14 protein-coding genes are annotated in these 15652 nt (G+C 29.9%); 10 read left to right on the plus strand and 4 right to left on the minus strand.

What is annotated here, in order from left to right; genetic code table 11:
• The first annotated feature begins 7 nt into the window (after positions 1-7).
• The 3 genes from ACMCMH_RS09800 (at position 8) to ACMCMH_RS09810 (ending at position 1192) form a co-directional block, all read left to right on the plus strand.
• On the plus strand, positions 8-142 hold the full coding sequence (locus tag ACMCMH_RS09800) for a hypothetical protein (RefSeq protein ID WP_412725062.1): 135 nt from the start codon (positions 8-10) through the stop codon (positions 140-142).
• Positions 139-504: a NifB/NifX family molybdenum-iron cluster-binding protein gene (locus ACMCMH_RS09805; RefSeq protein ID WP_412725064.1), complete on the plus strand. Its 366-nt coding sequence runs from the start codon at positions 139-141 to the stop codon at positions 502-504. The genes ACMCMH_RS09800 and ACMCMH_RS09805 overlap by 4 nt, the downstream gene beginning before the upstream one ends.
• A 148-nt stretch (positions 505-652) precedes the next feature.
• The gene (locus tag ACMCMH_RS09810) at positions 653-1192 is read left to right on the plus strand and encodes a manganese efflux pump MntP family protein (RefSeq protein ID WP_412725066.1); all 540 of its coding nucleotides are present in this window, start codon (positions 653-655) and stop codon (positions 1190-1192) included.
• 38 nt (positions 1193-1230) lie between these two features.
• Here the strand turns inward: ACMCMH_RS09810 and ACMCMH_RS09815 are convergent, their stop codons facing one another.
• Positions 1231-1560: a YnfA family protein gene (locus tag ACMCMH_RS09815; protein WP_412725068.1), complete on the minus strand. Its 330-nt coding sequence runs from the start codon at positions 1558-1560 to the stop codon at positions 1231-1233.
• 6 nt (positions 1561-1566) lie between these two features.
• On the minus strand, positions 1567-2499 hold the full coding sequence (locus ACMCMH_RS09820) for a helix-turn-helix domain-containing protein (RefSeq protein ID WP_412725070.1): 933 nt from the start codon (positions 2497-2499) through the stop codon (positions 1567-1569).
• 113 nt (positions 2500-2612) lie between these two features.
• Here ACMCMH_RS09820 and ACMCMH_RS09825 point away from each other — a divergent pair, with 113 nt between their 5' ends.
• From ACMCMH_RS09825 to ACMCMH_RS09835, 3 genes are read left to right on the plus strand one after another with little or no spacing between them, the layout of a single operon-like run.
• Positions 2613-4619 (plus strand): TonB-dependent receptor, encoded by a 2007-nt coding sequence (locus tag ACMCMH_RS09825; RefSeq protein WP_412725072.1) that lies wholly within the window; start codon positions 2613-2615, stop codon positions 4617-4619.
• 9 nt (positions 4620-4628) lie between these two features.
• Complete coding sequence (locus ACMCMH_RS09830) at positions 4629-5624, plus strand: methyltransferase (protein WP_412725074.1); 996 nt, start codon at positions 4629-4631, stop codon at positions 5622-5624.
• A 19-nt stretch (positions 5625-5643) separates the two neighbouring features.
• Entirely contained in the window at positions 5644-6810 is a 1167-nt protein-coding gene (locus tag ACMCMH_RS09835) for an MFS transporter (protein WP_412725076.1), read from the plus strand.
• 26 nt (positions 6811-6836) lie between these two features.
• Here the strand turns inward: ACMCMH_RS09835 and ACMCMH_RS09840 are convergent, their stop codons facing one another.
• Both ACMCMH_RS09840 and ACMCMH_RS09845 read right to left on the minus strand, forming a co-directional pair.
• Positions 6837-8030 carry a saccharopine dehydrogenase family protein gene (locus tag ACMCMH_RS09840; RefSeq protein ID WP_412725078.1) on the minus strand — a complete coding sequence of 398 codons (1194 nt, stop codon included), beginning with the start codon at positions 8028-8030 and terminating at the stop codon, positions 6837-6839.
• 49 nt (positions 8031-8079) lie between these two features.
• Positions 8080-8742, minus strand: a complete 663-nt coding sequence (locus ACMCMH_RS09845) for an HAD family hydrolase (RefSeq protein ID WP_412725080.1) — start codon at positions 8740-8742, stop codon at positions 8080-8082.
• A gap of 77 nt (positions 8743-8819) precedes the next feature.
• Here ACMCMH_RS09845 and ACMCMH_RS09850 point away from each other — a divergent pair, with 77 nt between their 5' ends.
• The 4 genes from ACMCMH_RS09850 to ACMCMH_RS09865 all read left to right on the plus strand — a co-directional run bounded on the left by ACMCMH_RS09850 (position 8820) and on the right by ACMCMH_RS09865 (position 15652).
• A complete protein-coding gene (locus tag ACMCMH_RS09850; protein ID WP_412725082.1) occupies positions 8820-9935 on the plus strand; it encodes a PAS domain-containing protein in 1116 nt (371 codons plus the stop codon).
• A gap of 225 nt (positions 9936-10160) precedes the next feature.
• Complete coding sequence (locus tag ACMCMH_RS09855; protein WP_412725084.1) at positions 10161-14372, plus strand: beta strand repeat-containing protein; 4212 nt, start codon at positions 10161-10163, stop codon at positions 14370-14372.
• A 9-nt stretch (positions 14373-14381) separates the two neighbouring features.
• Complete coding sequence (locus ACMCMH_RS09860; protein ID WP_412725086.1) at positions 14382-14678, plus strand: hypothetical protein; 297 nt, start codon at positions 14382-14384, stop codon at positions 14676-14678.
• Positions 14679-14743: 65 nt separating this feature from the next.
• Positions 14744-15652 (plus strand): hypothetical protein, encoded by a 909-nt coding sequence (locus ACMCMH_RS09865; protein WP_412725088.1) that lies wholly within the window; start codon positions 14744-14746, stop codon positions 15650-15652.

Genomic DNA, 15652 nt, shown 5'->3' on the forward strand with positions numbered 1-15652 from the left:
AGAAAGGATGGAAGAGATAAATTATTTAAATGGCTTTTTATGGTATTCATTATGGCCAATAACTATATATATTTCTTATAAATTTGTACGAATGAATATAGAACATTTAGAAAATAACATTGAAAAAAAGGATGAAAAATGAAAATAGTAGTACCCGTAGATACAGACAAAATAACGATATTTCAAAGAACAGGCAAAGCACCTTTTTTTAATATATATGAAAATGACACATTAATTGATACTCTTGTAAATAATCATTCACATAACCATGAAGGTGAAGGTAATCATAGCCATGAATTATCAAAAGAGGAAGTAGAACATCATCGACAAGATATTCAAAATTTAATGGGGTGTGATGTGATTTTAGCACAAGCTGTAGGAGAAAATATGGCAAAAGCTTTGGATTTAATTGGATTAAAAGTACAAAAAATAAGTAAAGTTGATGGAACAAAAGATATAGAAGTTGTTAAAAAATTCTTAGTACAGGAGTTAAAAAGACAATAACATAGATATAAGGTTGAATTTATAAGTATGATAAGATAAAATACCCTTTGACAAAATATAAACAAGAGGTAGTTTGAAATGAAAAGAGCATCTAAAATGAATACGCTGTTTACAGTTGGCATCCTATTTATACCAATAAAGAAGCAAAATGCTTGAAGTAATCATACTAGCAATAGCTCTTAGCATGGATGCTTTTGCAGTTTCAATTGGACTTGGCGTAAAAGCAAAAAAAGATATAAAAATATTAGCAATAAAAGCAGGGATATATTTTGGCATTTTTCAAGCTCTTATGCCACTCATAGGTTATCTTGGTGGTGTTGGACTAAAAGAGTATATAAATGGCTACGACACTCTTATCTCTTTTGTTTTACTTCTTATTATTGGACTCAAGATGATCTATGAAGCATTTGAAGAAAATGTAGAAGATGAGATACAAATGATATCGAATAAAATATTATTAACATTAGCAGTCGCCACAAGTATCGATGCTATGGCTGCAGGCTTTACTTTACATCTTTTTTCTGTAAATCCATTTGTAAGTATCTCACTTATAGGAATCATCACTTTTCTATTTAGTATTTTAGGCGTTTATATAGGTAGTAAAGGTGGTGAAAAGTATGAACAAAAAGCAGAAGTCCTTGGTGGAGTTGTTTTAATATTAATAGGATTGAAGATTTTGATTTTTTAGGGTAACTACAAAATATTTGAGTATTCTGTAATTTACCCTTACAACTTTTTATTCCCTAAAAATATAACAAGGATCCCTAAAAATATAATAGCCGAACCAAATATATCCCATTTATTAAATCCTTGTTTTTCTACAAAATAGAGCCAAAATAAAGAGGAAATGATATAAATACCTCCATAAATAGCATACGCTCGACCAGCAAACTCTAAATTGACTTTTGTTAATAAATAAGCAAAAGCAATTAAAGAGATGATTCCGATGATGATCCAATAGGATGGTTTATCAAGTTTATAAACCATCCAAAAACTATAGCATCCTAGTATCTCAAAAAATGCAGCTACAAAAAATATACTTAAGTCTAGAACCATAAATTATTATCCTTTTATTAACTCTTTTGGTAATATTGAAAACTCTTTAAAAAAAGCATTTGTGAAATTACTTGCATATTTATAGCCTGTTAGATTTGCCACTTCATTTATATTATAATCACCTGTTTTCAACATATCTTTTGCTTTGTTAAGCTTATATTTTAATAGTAGTTTATAAGGGCTTGTATGAAATATATCTTTAAACCCTTCTTTTAATTTAAATTCATTTATATGAACAAGTTTTGCTAATTTAATAATTGAAGGGGGATTTTGCATATTATTTATTAATATCTCTTTTGCTTTATAAATTGCCTCTTTATCATAACTATCTAATATGATTTTTTTTTCTTTTATCTCTAATTTAGAAAGTTCGATATGGAGTAACTCTAATGCTTTGCTTTGTATATAAATCTCTTTGAGTTCTCCTTGAAGTTCACATTCTAATATGTCATCAATTAAAATTTGCGTTTCTATTAATGTAGGAGAAAAATTTAAAAGATTTAAATATTTGTTACTTTTTATAAAATACTTTTCAAGTAAACTATGTTTTAAATTCCTTTGAAGAAAATCTTCATCTAGAATAATTCTAATTTGCTCAATATCTTTATCAATAAATTCTCTATATCCTTTTGTATTTTCAAAAAGTGACATAGTGGTATATCCCTCTTTGAAAGGAACAGTTTTTTTATCGTTGATATTTGTATATGTAGAATTTCCTTTGCGTGATATGGCAATTACAAATTTTGTGTCATGTTGTTTTGCTTCTATTTTGGTATATTGATTGAAATTATAAATAGTTCGAATAATTAAAAAACCATCCTGAATATGTATTTTCTCCATATAATCTGTACCGATTTCTTTAGGAAAACTATTTTTTATAATATTTTTTTTTGAGATAAAACTATCCTTTAATATATCTTTTAAATGAAATTCACACATATTTTTCCTTTTAGAATAGAAAGAAAACCATTCATAATAATATTGATATTGACTATCAATATATGAAAGTATATACTACACAGTATGAAAATTAAATTAAGGGAGATTTATAAATGATAAATTCAAAAAAAATTACACTTTCTTTATTTGCGAGTGTATGTTTAGGAGGTAGTATTTTTGCTTCAAATATTACAAGTTTAGATACCGTAACAGTTACAGCTCAAAAAAGTGAAGAAGATGTACAAAAAGTACCTATAAGTTTATCTGTATTTGATCAACACATAATTGAGGATAATTCAATTGATACGATAAAAGATATTGCAAAATATACACCAAATCTATTTTTATTTAATACAGGGTTTCAAGGATTGACAACTCCATCTATTAGAGGTGTGAGTGCAAGTTTACTTTCTTATTCTTCACCTGTTAGTATGTATGTAGATGGTGTGCCTACGATGAGTAGTTTTGGTTTTAGTGATGGTTTGATTGATATTGAAAGAATAGAGGTTTTAAAAGGACCACAAGGAACACTTTATGGAAAAAATTCAGAAGCTGGTGTTATCAATGTGATCACAAGAAAACCGAACAATGAAGTAAAAGGCAAAGTATTTACTACATTAGGTACTGATGGGAAAAAAGAATTTGGACTTAATATTTCTGGACCTATTATCAAAGATACTCTATACGCAGGGATATCTTATAAACATGATGAAAAAGATGGTTTTATAAAAAATACTACAACAAAAAAATATATCAACAATAAAGAAACTGATTATTCAAAGTTAAACCTTCGTTATACTCCTACTGATAATCTTGATATATCATTTATAACCTCTAAAATGGAAAGTGATAATGGTGCAGTAGATTGGGCACTTGATAAACAAAGTTTAGATAATGTAAATGTATCTTCAAATCTTGATGGATATTCCAAGCCAACTACTAAAACTTTTGCTTTAAACATAGATTATAATATTGATAATAACACAAAAGTAAAATCTATTACAACTAAAAGAATACATAAAGATAAGGTCGCTCTAGATAATGACCTCTCTTCTATGAGTATCATACATATATTTAGAGATTATACATTTGATACATTATCGCAAGAACTACGACTTGAAAAAAAAATTGGAAGTACCAAAGTAGTTAGTGGAATTTATACAGATAAAGAAGACAATGATCTCTCTTTAGTTATGAAAACGATGATGGATCCAACAGGTGCAAACTCACATCCTCAAAAGTTACATTCTAAAACATACAGTTTTTTTACAAATATAATTCATCCATTGAGTGAGAAATTTACTATAAATGGTGGAGTACGATACGATAAAGAAAAAAAAGATGTTAACATTAAAGAATCAAATATTGATATTAAAAATGAATGGAATAATATCTCCCCCAAAATTTCATTACAATATAACATAGATGCCTCAAATATGACTTATGCGACAGTTTCAAAAGGGTATAGAAGTGGTGGATTTAATGCTCATGCATCATCAATAATTGACAAACAAACATACGATGAAGAGAGTCTTATCTCTTATGAAATAGGATACAAATCAATGTTGCTAGAAAATAAAGTAAAATTAAATGCAAATATATATTATATGGATATAGATGATATGCAAGTTCAAGAGATGCCAACTCCAGGCGTTGTGTATATGGTAAATGCAGCAAGTGCAACATCTAAAGGAATTGAACTTGAGTTAGAGGCTTTATTAGCTGATACTGTCACACTTTTTTCAAGCTTTGGATACAATAAAACTACCTTTAAAAAATTTATAGATAGTGGAAACGATTATAGTAATAATTATAATCCTTTTGCACCAAAGTACAATTTTAATCTAGGAGCTCAATATAGAAATGCTAGTGGTTATTATGCAAGACTGGATTTAAATGGATATGGAAAAACTTATTTTGATAGTGCAAATGAAAATGCTCAAGATGCTTACGAATTAGTAAATACAAAAGTTGGTTATGAAACAGATGATTATGATATGTACCTGTATGCTAATAATCTTTTTGATAAAGAACATCATGCTACTGGTTATTTCAATGGAACCATTACTGCTTATCGTGAAGGTAGAGAAATTGGTATTAAATTAGTTTATAAATTTTAAGGAAAAAAGATGCAAAATAATATAAATAAATATTTAAATATGTTGTTAGTTCAGCAAGAAACAGAACTTTTAGGTATAGCTTTAGATTTAAAGATATTTAAGCTACTCGAATCAGCTAGTTATACTGCTCATAGTTTAGCTAAAAAGTTAGAGAGTGATGATCATAATACAAAAGTATTGCTAGATGGATTGGTATTTATGGATTTATTACAATTAAATAATGATATATATACAAATACAGCCATTACAAAACAATTCTTCGTGTGTGATTCTTCACAATATTGTGGAGATGTGTACCTCAATAGAAAAGAGATGTTAAATAGTGCGAGAAAGATGACTGCTTCCTTAGTCAAAAATGGTTGTGGGAAAATGCTTGATTCTAAACATCCTAAAAGATGGGCAAGCGCCGCAAAAGGTAGTTTAAAACAAGAACAAAAAACTCTTATATCACCTGTGGCTACAAATATAGTAAAGAATTTAAAAGAGTTTAAAAATATAAACAAAATACTTGACCTTGGATGTTCTTCTGGAATAATAGGTTTAGATATTATAAAAGAACACCCTACAAGCAAAGGTGTATTATTTGACTATAAAGAAGTGGTAGATGTTGCTAGTGAGCATATTAAAGCATATGGACTAGAAAATAGAGTTACAACATTAAGTGGAGATATAGAACTAGATGATATAGGAAGTGGATATGATTTGATTTGGTGCAGTAATATCTTTTATTTCTTTAAAGATAAAAAAGAGGTGATACAAAAGATATATGATGCTTTATCTCCAAATGGTGTCTTAGTAAGTGCTCATATAGAAATAGATAACAATAATATACAAGATAAGATAAGCTATTTTTATTTTTTATTTTTAAATATGCAAAAAAGAAATAAACTCGAACCAATGGAGATGTCTAATATCTTTGAAGATGTTGGATTTAGAAGTGTAAATTCTTACACAAATTATGATATGCCAATGACTCCTTTTCAAATACATATAGCAAAAAAGTAGAAGTATAATGACAGCTTTAATGAAAAAAAACATTCTTTTTGGAATTCTTTTCACCTCAATTTTTTCACCTATCATATTTTTTATGATGGGGCTTCCTATGATACTTCAAATGAAAGGTTTTGATGCTTCACTTATAGGGATTTTTCAAATAGTGGGCATCCCAACTGTGCTAAAGTTTTTACTCTCACCTCCTGTGGACAAAATAGTATTTGAAAAAAACCATTATAAAAAATGGATATTGCTTGCAGGAATCATATATGTAGTTTTACTCTTTTCTATCAGTTTCCTATCATTAGAAGATAATATATATTTAGTATTTACAGCAATTTTAATCACAGCAATTATTTCAACTTTTATAGATATACCTCTCAATGCACTAGCAATCAAAGTGTTTGATAGAGAAGAACATATAAGTGCAGGAAGTTACAAAATAAGCGCATATAGTTTATCTGGTCTTTTAGGTGGAGGCGTATTTTTATTATTCTATAACCATTTAGGATGGAATGCAACTTTTATTTTAATGGCTATTATGGTTGTGGGGTCATTGATAGTTTTATATTTTATTGAAGAATTAGATACAAAAATAGAAGAGAAAAAAGTATCTTTTAAAACTATTGTTTCATTTTTCAAACAAAAGAATATAGGAATATGGATATTTTTACTTTCATTTTATTTTGCATTTATAAGTGCTATTTTTGTCTTTTTGAAACCATATTTTATAAGTAAAGGAATAACTCCTGATAATGTAGCAATATATGTTGGAATATATGGAGGGATAATAGGAATATTAGGAGGAATACTAGCTAGTAAAATCAGTGTAAGATTTTCTAAAAAAACTTTACTGATAATTTTTATGATGTTTAATATTATCAGTACTTTTATTTTGATAATTACAGATAAATTTGAATTAAATTTAAGCTATTTAGTTGCAGTTGTTACCTTTATATCATTGGCTATTTCCTTGTCTTCAGCTATAATATTCTCAATGATTATGGACTATAGTAGAGACAACTCAAGAGCAGTAGATTATGCCGTGCAGTCAAGTTTATTTTCTTTTATTAGAATTATTTCTGCTGTTATTGCTGGAATTATAGTATCTATTTTTGGGTTTGGTGGGATGTTTTTGTTTGAAGTTGTTGGGATGCTTCTTGTTATGCTTGGTATATATTTATTTTATAAAAAGTAAGAAGTCTTTTAAGTACTTCTTACTCTCTAAAGTTCGATTACTGTCCAAGGAAGACCTTGAGTCATCAGCTCATCCATAAATGGTTGTGAAGAAAATTCTTCAACATTTCTAGCACCTTTTAAGTCCCATGTACCATTGTAAACAAGTTTTGTACCAATCATAGCTGGTACTCCTGTAGTATAACTCACAGCTTGAGCTCCAGTTTCTTTGTAACACTCTTGATGGTCACAGATGTTAAAGATATAAAATTTCTTTCTTACTCCATCTTTTAGACCTTCACAAATACAACCGATATTTGTTTTACCGTGTGTTCTTGGTCCTAAGCTTGCTGGGTCTGGAAGTAATGTAGCTAAAAACTCTATAGGTGTTATCTCTACACCCTTATGCATAACTGGTTTGATACCTAACATTCCTACATTTTCTAAACAGTTCATGTGTTGGATATAACTATCACCAAATGTCATAAAAAATCTGATTCTTTTTAGACCTTTGATGTTTTTGCATAAACTTTCTAACTCTTCATGGTATAAAAGATATGATGGTTTTACACCAACTTCTGGATAATCGTGATCTACTCGTATCTCTAAAGGTTTTGTTTCAATCCATTCGCCATTTTCCCAGTATCGTCCGTTTGAGCTTACTTCTCGTAAGTTGATTTCTGGATTAAAGTTTGTAGCGAATGGGTATCCGTGATCTCCTGCATTACAATCCATAATATCTATGTATTCTATAGTATCAAGATAGTTTTCTTGGATATATTTTACAAATACACCAGTAACACCAGGATCAAATCCACTTCCTAAAAGAGCTGTTAAGTTCTTTTTTTCAAAATCGTCATTTTTTGCCCATTGTTCTTTATATTCAAATTTTGCTTCGTCTGGATGTTCATAATTTGCTGTATCTATATAGTGAGTATTTGTAGCACTACAAGCATCCATAATAGTTAAATCTTGGTATGGAAGAGCTACATTTAAAACTACTTTTGGGTTGAGTTTATTTATAAGTTCTATTAGCGCTAGAACATTATCGGCGTCTATTGATGTGGTATCTATATCTACACCAGTAGTTTCTTTTATCTTTTTTGCCATAGCTTCACATTTTGAAACTGTTCTTGAAGCTAGAGTGATTTTTTCAAATGTGTCTATATTCATAGCACACTTTGTAGTAGCTACTGTACTTACTCCACCAGCGCCTATTATTAATATACCTTTTTTTTCCATAGTTGTATTATCCTATCAATTAATTTTTTTGTAATTATACTTAGATTATCTAAAAATCATCACTTAATAAAATTTGAGCTAAATGTTGAGGGTCTTTTGCAATAATATCTGCTTGTGCTTCTTGTAGCTCTTCAACACTTCTATATCCCCAAGAAACTCCTACTGAATATATACCAGCACTTTTTGCTGTTTTGATATCTGTTGGAGTATCCCCTACAAAAATAATATCTTGTGGATCTAAATCTAAAGATTTTGCGATATTAAAAGCACCTTGAGGATGTGGTTTTTTAGGTACATCTTCTTTTTGACCATGAATTTCCACAAAAGGATAATCTTTAAAAAAGTGATTAATAAATTCAACAGTAAAAGGGTGAGGTTTATTTGATAGTACTGTTAAATGCAAATCTATATGTTTTATACTATCAAGCATCTCATAAATTCCAACATAGGGTTTTGTATTTTCATGAATTTTATCACCATAAATATTTTTAAACAACTCTAAGGCTTTTTCGACAGTTTCCTTAGAAACATTATCATGTAGTGCATTATTAATGAGCATCAATGCGCCATCACCTACAAAATTTTGATAGGCATCTAAAGGGTGTGTTTTATGACCCAATTTTTCTAAAACTTGATTCGTACATAAAGCAATGTCTTGTATCGAATCGATAAGTGTTCCGTCTAGGTCAAATATTACTGCTTTTTTTTGCAAAACTTTCCTTTTTTATAAACTATTTACTATTTTGTATTATAATAAGTTATATATTGATTTCAAATAAAAGGTAGTTTATGAATAACAACGACACTTTGATACACACTTTACTGAATCCCTCAAATACTTTAAATCCTAACAATATGGAAATGTTTGAAACGATTGCAAATATTATTCAAGCTGGAGTCGTTTTAGTAGATCCTAAGGTAAAAGATATGCCTATAACATTTGTCAATGATGCTTTTGTAGAAATGACTGGATATTCACGAGAGGAAGCAGTTGGTAAAAATGCAAGATTTTTACAAGGTGAGTTGTTAGAACAAACACCAAAAAAAAGACTTAAGAAAGCTTTAGAAGAAGAACAATCCTGTGAAATAGAACTCAAAAATTTTACTAAAGATGGAACACCTTTTTATAATCTTCTAAAAATCACCCCTTTGTTTGACGAAAATGGGGAGATACTTTATTATATAGGACTTCAAATCAATATCACAAACTCTATAGAATACCGAAAAGTCACAACTATCAAAAGGCTATCCGAGGGATTGACTCATGAAATAAATACAGCAATGGCTCCCATAACAGGTCATATGGAAATTTTAAAATATGATATAGAAGCCATTAGTGATGAAAATGCAAAAAAATATATGCTTGAGAGTTTACAAAGTATCCAAAAGAGTAAAAAAATCATTGAAGAGATCAGTAGTAGTTTACATTATTTCAGTACCACAAGTAAAACAGACTCCGAAAAATTTAATATTTTGGATTCAATTAACGAGGTCGTAGCTCAGTATAAAGAAAAAATTTTATTAAATGAGATTAGCTTAAAAATTCAATCATCTCAAATACTATTTTTAGATGCTGAAAAAGATGCCATGATTCATTTATGGATGATTTTACTCGATAATAGTATCGATGCACTGATTGAAACTACTAGTAGTAAACAAATCATCATAAAAATAGAAAAACAAGAAAACATTATAGAGATATCTTTTGAAGATAATGCAAAAGGGATACATCCTGATATTCAGGAAGATATTTTTAAAGCACTTACCAAAAGCAAAGATTATGGGGGAAAAGGGATAGGACTATTTGTAGCCAAATCAATAGTTGAAAGCAATAACGGCACAATATCTTTTTCTACAAGTAATGAGGGTACCAAATTTATTGTTTGTTTTGAAAGTAATTATTAAAGTAAAATTTATCTATATTTAAGCTAAATTGACAGAAGTTGACAAAAGTTCGTTATATAATATATTGATTGAAAGGTAAAATATGACTAAAGATATTTTTCTATAAACTTAAAGTAGTTATCGTAGTTCATATTTTCTATGTTATGTTTTTAATTAAAAATATAACATACAAAATTATAAGGGGAATAAGATGTTGAAAATATATTTTTTTAAAGAGGAATTAAGATGAATTTTAAAAAGTTAAGATTAATAATAGCGATGATAACATTGTCATCTATAAATATTTTCGGTGCTAATGTAACAATAGGTAATTCAGTTGCAGGAACACACGATACTAGTTCTAATTCAGTAGGACAATCTTTTCAAGCGACTAAAACAGGAGTGATTTCAATAATTAGAGTTGCTAATGGTGCAGGTACTTTTAGTGGTAATTTAAAAATTTATTCAGGTGCTGGGAATGGAGGTAGTTTATTACATACTCAAGCAGTTACATTAACTGGAACAAACCCAGTTTACTCTTCTTATAGTTTTGAAGATATTACAATAAGTGCATCAGTTGAAATTACAAGCGGATTTACTTATACATTTGTATTTACGGATGGTACTGATCAATTAATATATGAAAATGGTGCTAGCTATGCAGATGGTCAATTATATGTAGATGCAGGAGCAAATCCAGTGGCTGCATATGATATGGTATTTGAAGTAGTTCAAGGTGATGCACCATCATCCAACACAGCCCCAACCATCACAAATGCCACAGCATCCCAAGCAGTAAATGACAACGCAACTATCACACCATTTAGTACAATAACCTTAGCAGATACAGATGGAGATAATCTAGCAGTAACTATAGCTTTAGATGATAATGCTAAAGGTACACTTTCATCTACTTCTATAGCAAGCACAAGTGTAGCAGCAGCACAAACAGCACTAAGAGCTATCACATTTAATCCAACAGATAATAGAGTAGCCCCAGGAAGTACTGAAACCACAACATTTACAATAACTGTAAATGATGGAACTACAAACTCAACACCAAACAACACAACAACAATAGTAAGTACAAGTGTAAATGATGCCCCAACAGATATAACTCTTAGTAGTGCAAGTGTAGCTCAAAGTGGTGGATCAAATGCAACTGTAGGAACACTGGGAGTAACAGATGCAGACACAGGAGATACTGCAACTTACTCGTTAGTAGCAGGAACAGATGACACAAATAATGGAAGCTTTAATATAAGTGGTACAAGTTTACGAGCAAATGATTCTAGTGCATTAGCAGCAGGAACTTATAAAATAAGATTAAATGTAAATGATGGCGATGCAAACTTTGAAAAAGCATTTACTATTATTGTTGTTGATGATGTAGTACCAACATTATCAGCTGTAAGTAGTGCAAATGTATTAGGAACAACAGCAGATATAAAAGCCACCCCAAATGAAACTGGAAATATGTATTATGTAATAGCTTCTAGTTCATCAACACCAACAGCAGATAATGTGATAAACAATACAGTAACAAATAGTGTAAAAAATGGTACAAGTGCAGTAACAGCTAGCACAGCAAAATCATTTAGTGTTACAGGTTTGAGTGATTCTACACAATACTACTTTTATATAGTTACAGTTGATAGTGCTTCAAATAAAAGTACAGTATCAAACGGAACATTTACTACTACAGATACAACAGCCCCAAGTAAGTCAAGCTCAAGCCCAGCAGATGATGCAACAGGGATAAGTATAAGTTCAAACCTAACATTTACCTTCTCAGAAAACATAGTATTAGATACAGGTAGTGTAGTATTGTATAAAGCAGATGGCACAGTAGTAGAAACATTTAATGTAGCAAACGGTACAGGAAGTGCAGGGGGAACTATAGGGGTATCAACAAATACACTTACTATAAACCCACATAGTGACCTACTAAGTAATGAAAGTTACTATATCCAAATAGCTAACACAGCTATAAAAGATAGTTCAGGAAATAGCTTTACAGGGATAAATGATGTAACAACTTGGAACTTCACAGCAGATAAACCAACAGTAACTTTATCTAAAAGTAGTGCAAATATAGCAGAAAATGGTGGAACAGTAACACTTACAGCTACATTAAGTAGTATAAGTAAAACACCAGTAACAGTAACTTTAGCTACAAGCGGAACAGCAAATAACCCAGCAGACTATACACTAAGCTCAACAAGCCTAAAGATAGCAGCAGGAGATACAACAGCAACAGCAACCCTTACAGGAGTAGATGATAGCATAACAGATATAGATGAAACTATTATTGTAGATATCTCAAGTGTAGTAAATGGAACAGAATCAGGAACTCAACAACAAACAGTAACTATAACAGATGATGATATCCCTCAAATAAAAACTAGTAAAACAACAGCAAGTGTAGATGAAAATGGAACAACAGATAGTTTTACAGTATTTTTAGATAATCAACCAACAACAGATGTAGTTATAGATATAAGCAACAATGATACAAGTGAAGTAACAGTAGATAAAACAAGCCTCACCTTTACAAATGCAAACTATAATACTCCACAAACAGTAACACTCACAGGTGTAGATGATGCTGATATAGATGGAAATATACAAACAGCTATCACTCTTAGTATAAATGATGCAAGTAGTGATGATATGTATGATAACTCAATCAATAAAACAGTAACAGTAACTACAATAGATGATGAAAATATCGCACCTGTAGTAACAGATATCAACCTAACTACACCAGAAGATACAAACCTAAGCCTCAGCCTTACAAACTTTACAAACGCTTTTAGTGATAGTGATATAGGTGATAGCTTAGATAAAATAAAATTTACTTCTTTAGGCTCAAATGGTGTCTTAAAACTTAATAATATAGATATCACAACAAACCAAGAGATCAATAATACTCAGATAAATAACTTAGTATATGTACCAAATCAAGAGTTCAACGGAGATGATAGCTTCACTTATGAAGCAAGTGATTCAAAAACTTACTCAAATAGTGCCTCTTTAGGTATCTCTGTAACTTTAGTAAATGATGCCCCAGTTATTTATACAGTATTTAATGATGTAAATATCACAGAAGATAATGGAACTAGAAATTATGAACTCAATGTTACAGACTATGAGTTTGATGATATTAATGTAACAGTAGAATCAAATAATACAGATATCATAAGAGTAGTTCAAAACTGGACAAATGAACTTCAATCACAAGACTACTATAATCTTTTAGACTTTAATCTCACAACAGTACAAGATGCAACAGGTATAGTACAAATCACTATAAAAGCTGTAGATATAGATGGAGCAACTAACGAAAAAACATTTGATATAAATGTAACTGCTGTAAATGATAGCTTTAGCTTACAAGATTTTACAAAACAAGTATACTATAAAGGATTTGATGATAAAAATCTTTCACTTATAGCAAACAATCCAGACCAAGATGAAAATATAACATATAATATTTCTTTTTCTGATAGTTCGCTTGTGAATTATACTATACAAGATGATTATCTTATCCTCACTTCCCCAAGCACAGAAAAAAGTGGAATAACCGATCTAAATATTAGCGCAACAGATGGTGAGAATAATGATACTACATCTTTTAAAGTACAAATACTACTTCTAAAAGAGGGAGATAATATCAAAGAAAATGGTGAGATAAATGTAACAGAAGAGGGGAATGCAACTGTAACAACTATCTCATTTGGTACAGATCTAACTGTACAAACATCAGATGATACAAATGGTAGTAAAAAAGCAACAGTACAAACATCAACAACTAGTACACCAACAGAAGCATCATCTACACTAAACGGTGCAACTGTAGAGATTATAGATAGTGGGTTACACCTATTATTTGATGAAGATACTTCTAACTCTTTAAAAGCAGAAGCAAACATAACAACCACAGGAAAAACAACCCATACTTTAACTTTAAGTGATGGAAATATTACACAAGCTATCTCAGAAGCAGTAGGAACAAAAACTTTTATACAAAAAGTAAATAATATATTACAAATAGTTACCTCTTTGTCATTTAACGGTTCAACTATCTCATCAAAAGCAGATGAAAATGGTACAGCAACTCATAGTGTACAAAAAGGTACATCTACTTCTACAGCAACTTCAAAACTAAAAGGTGCAAAAACACTTATTACTTCAAGTGGAGATGTTGCAACAACAGCAGGTAAGATGATATCAAATGGATCTACTATAAAAGCAAAAGTTATCACAGATAAAGATGGAAAAACAATAACACAGTTTGTACAAATAGATAATAATGATAATGAAACAGTTTTAGAAAACACTCTTAAAACAAACTCCTCATACCCAATAGGAAATGAAGTAGAAATAGATATGATCAATAATCAACTCTATATTAAAACAAAAACACCATTAACAAGTGATATCACGATAGACTAAGGAAATAATATGAAAAATACACACAAAAAAATAGTATCAGTATCTTTGCTAACACTTCTTACTTTCACATTTAACGCTTGTGGAGGTGGAGGAAGTGGAGGCTCATCAGGTTCACAAAATATTACAGCAATAGATGTAGAGTGTACAACACCTGCGACAATTAACAACTATATCAAACTAGAAAGTGGGGATACAATCTCTATAGCAAGTGGAAACCCAACAATAGTAACTTATCATGACTCAAATGGAACTAAAAGAGTTTGTCTTGATGCTAGTTCTTCTGGGTCTGCTAATATTTTAAGGTGATACCTCTTTTTAATTTCAGATAATTTAGATACAATTTAAGAATATTAATAATCAAGGAGTAGATCTTGACACAGATAATTGATGGTATATTTAACAATGTAAAGTATTGGAAAAATAAAAAACTACTTCTGCAAGCTATTCATCCTGATTATTATCGTAATAAACAGATTATCATAAGACTTCTAGGGGTGACTGCACAAAGCATCTCTAGAGACAATGAAGCTAAAAAAGATATGTGGAATCATATGATTTTCAATGAAAATTTAGGTGATGATATTTTGAAACAAGTTGATAAAACTATTTTGGATGATCCTGAATTTATAAAAACAGCTGTTGGTAAATATAACAGAACTTATCTCTACGCAAGTCATCGTTTAAAAGCTAGCAGAGAGATTGCAGTTTTGGCTGCAATGGCAGAAAAAGATGAAAATGAAACTACTTTTAAACACCCTATACTAAAATATATGCCCGAAGTATTCAAAAAAGACAATGAGATCTCGGTGATTGCAACGACTCGAAATATTAACAATCTTCAATATTCAGAAAGTTTAAAAAGGAACAAATATTTTATCATGGATATGATGAATTTAATTGATGATCATGAGATGAAACAAAAGATATTACGATTTATAGATCCAGATCTATTAAATGACAAAAAATTTGTAAGTCGTTTGGGTTGTTTTGATAACATGTGTGAAAAATTTCAAGGTGATGTTGAGTTTGTAGCAGCAGCTGTAAGACATGATATCTCTATATTGAAAAAAACAGAAATATTTGATGAGTCAATTATCAAAAATGCGTTAAAAAATGATGATATCTATTCTGCTAGAGAGAATGTAATAGCCGATATTTTTAGATACATAGAAAAGTTTAATCATAACTATGAAGAATTCAACGAAAAGATAAAAGATAAAAAAGTTTTACACAATCTATTTTGGATGATGGGTGAAACTATCTCAGATGAGTTTTTATAA

The organism is Arcobacter sp. 15-2 (genome assembly GCF_047159865.1).
Classification (GTDB): Bacteria; Campylobacterota; Campylobacteria; order Campylobacterales; family Arcobacteraceae; genus JAIOSF01.

Bases quoted from the DNA above. Each gene is read 5' to 3' on its own strand.
- ACMCMH_RS09825 (WP_412725072.1), top strand. From the start codon at position 2,613: ATGATAAATTCAAAAAAAATTACACTTTCTTTATTTGCGAGTGTATGT.
- ACMCMH_RS09835 (WP_412725076.1), top strand. From the start codon at position 5,644: ATGAAAAAAAACATTCTTTTTGGAATTCTTTTCACCTCAATTTTTTCA.
- ACMCMH_RS09860 (WP_412725086.1), top strand. From the start codon at position 14,382: ATGAAAAATACACACAAAAAAATAGTATCAGTATCTTTGCTAACACTT.
- ACMCMH_RS09805 (WP_412725064.1), top strand. From the start codon at position 139: ATGAAAATAGTAGTACCCGTAGATACAGACAAAATAACGATATTTCAA.
- ACMCMH_RS09855 (WP_412725084.1), top strand. From the start codon at position 10,161: ATGAATTTTAAAAAGTTAAGATTAATAATAGCGATGATAACATTGTCA.
- ACMCMH_RS09810 (WP_412725066.1), top strand. From the start codon at position 653: ATGCTTGAAGTAATCATACTAGCAATAGCTCTTAGCATGGATGCTTTT.
- ACMCMH_RS09820 (WP_412725070.1), bottom strand. From the start codon at position 2,499: ATGTGTGAATTTCATTTAAAAGATATATTAAAGGATAGTTTTATCTCA.
- ACMCMH_RS09830 (WP_412725074.1), top strand. From the start codon at position 4,629: ATGCAAAATAATATAAATAAATATTTAAATATGTTGTTAGTTCAGCAA.
- ACMCMH_RS09800 (WP_412725062.1), top strand. From the start codon at position 8: ATGGAAGAGATAAATTATTTAAATGGCTTTTTATGGTATTCATTATGG.
- ACMCMH_RS09850 (WP_412725082.1), top strand. From the start codon at position 8,820: ATGAATAACAACGACACTTTGATACACACTTTACTGAATCCCTCAAAT.
- ACMCMH_RS09840 (WP_412725078.1), bottom strand. From the start codon at position 8,030: ATGGAAAAAAAAGGTATATTAATAATAGGCGCTGGTGGAGTAAGTACA.
- ACMCMH_RS09815 (WP_412725068.1), bottom strand. From the start codon at position 1,560: ATGGTTCTAGACTTAAGTATATTTTTTGTAGCTGCATTTTTTGAGATA.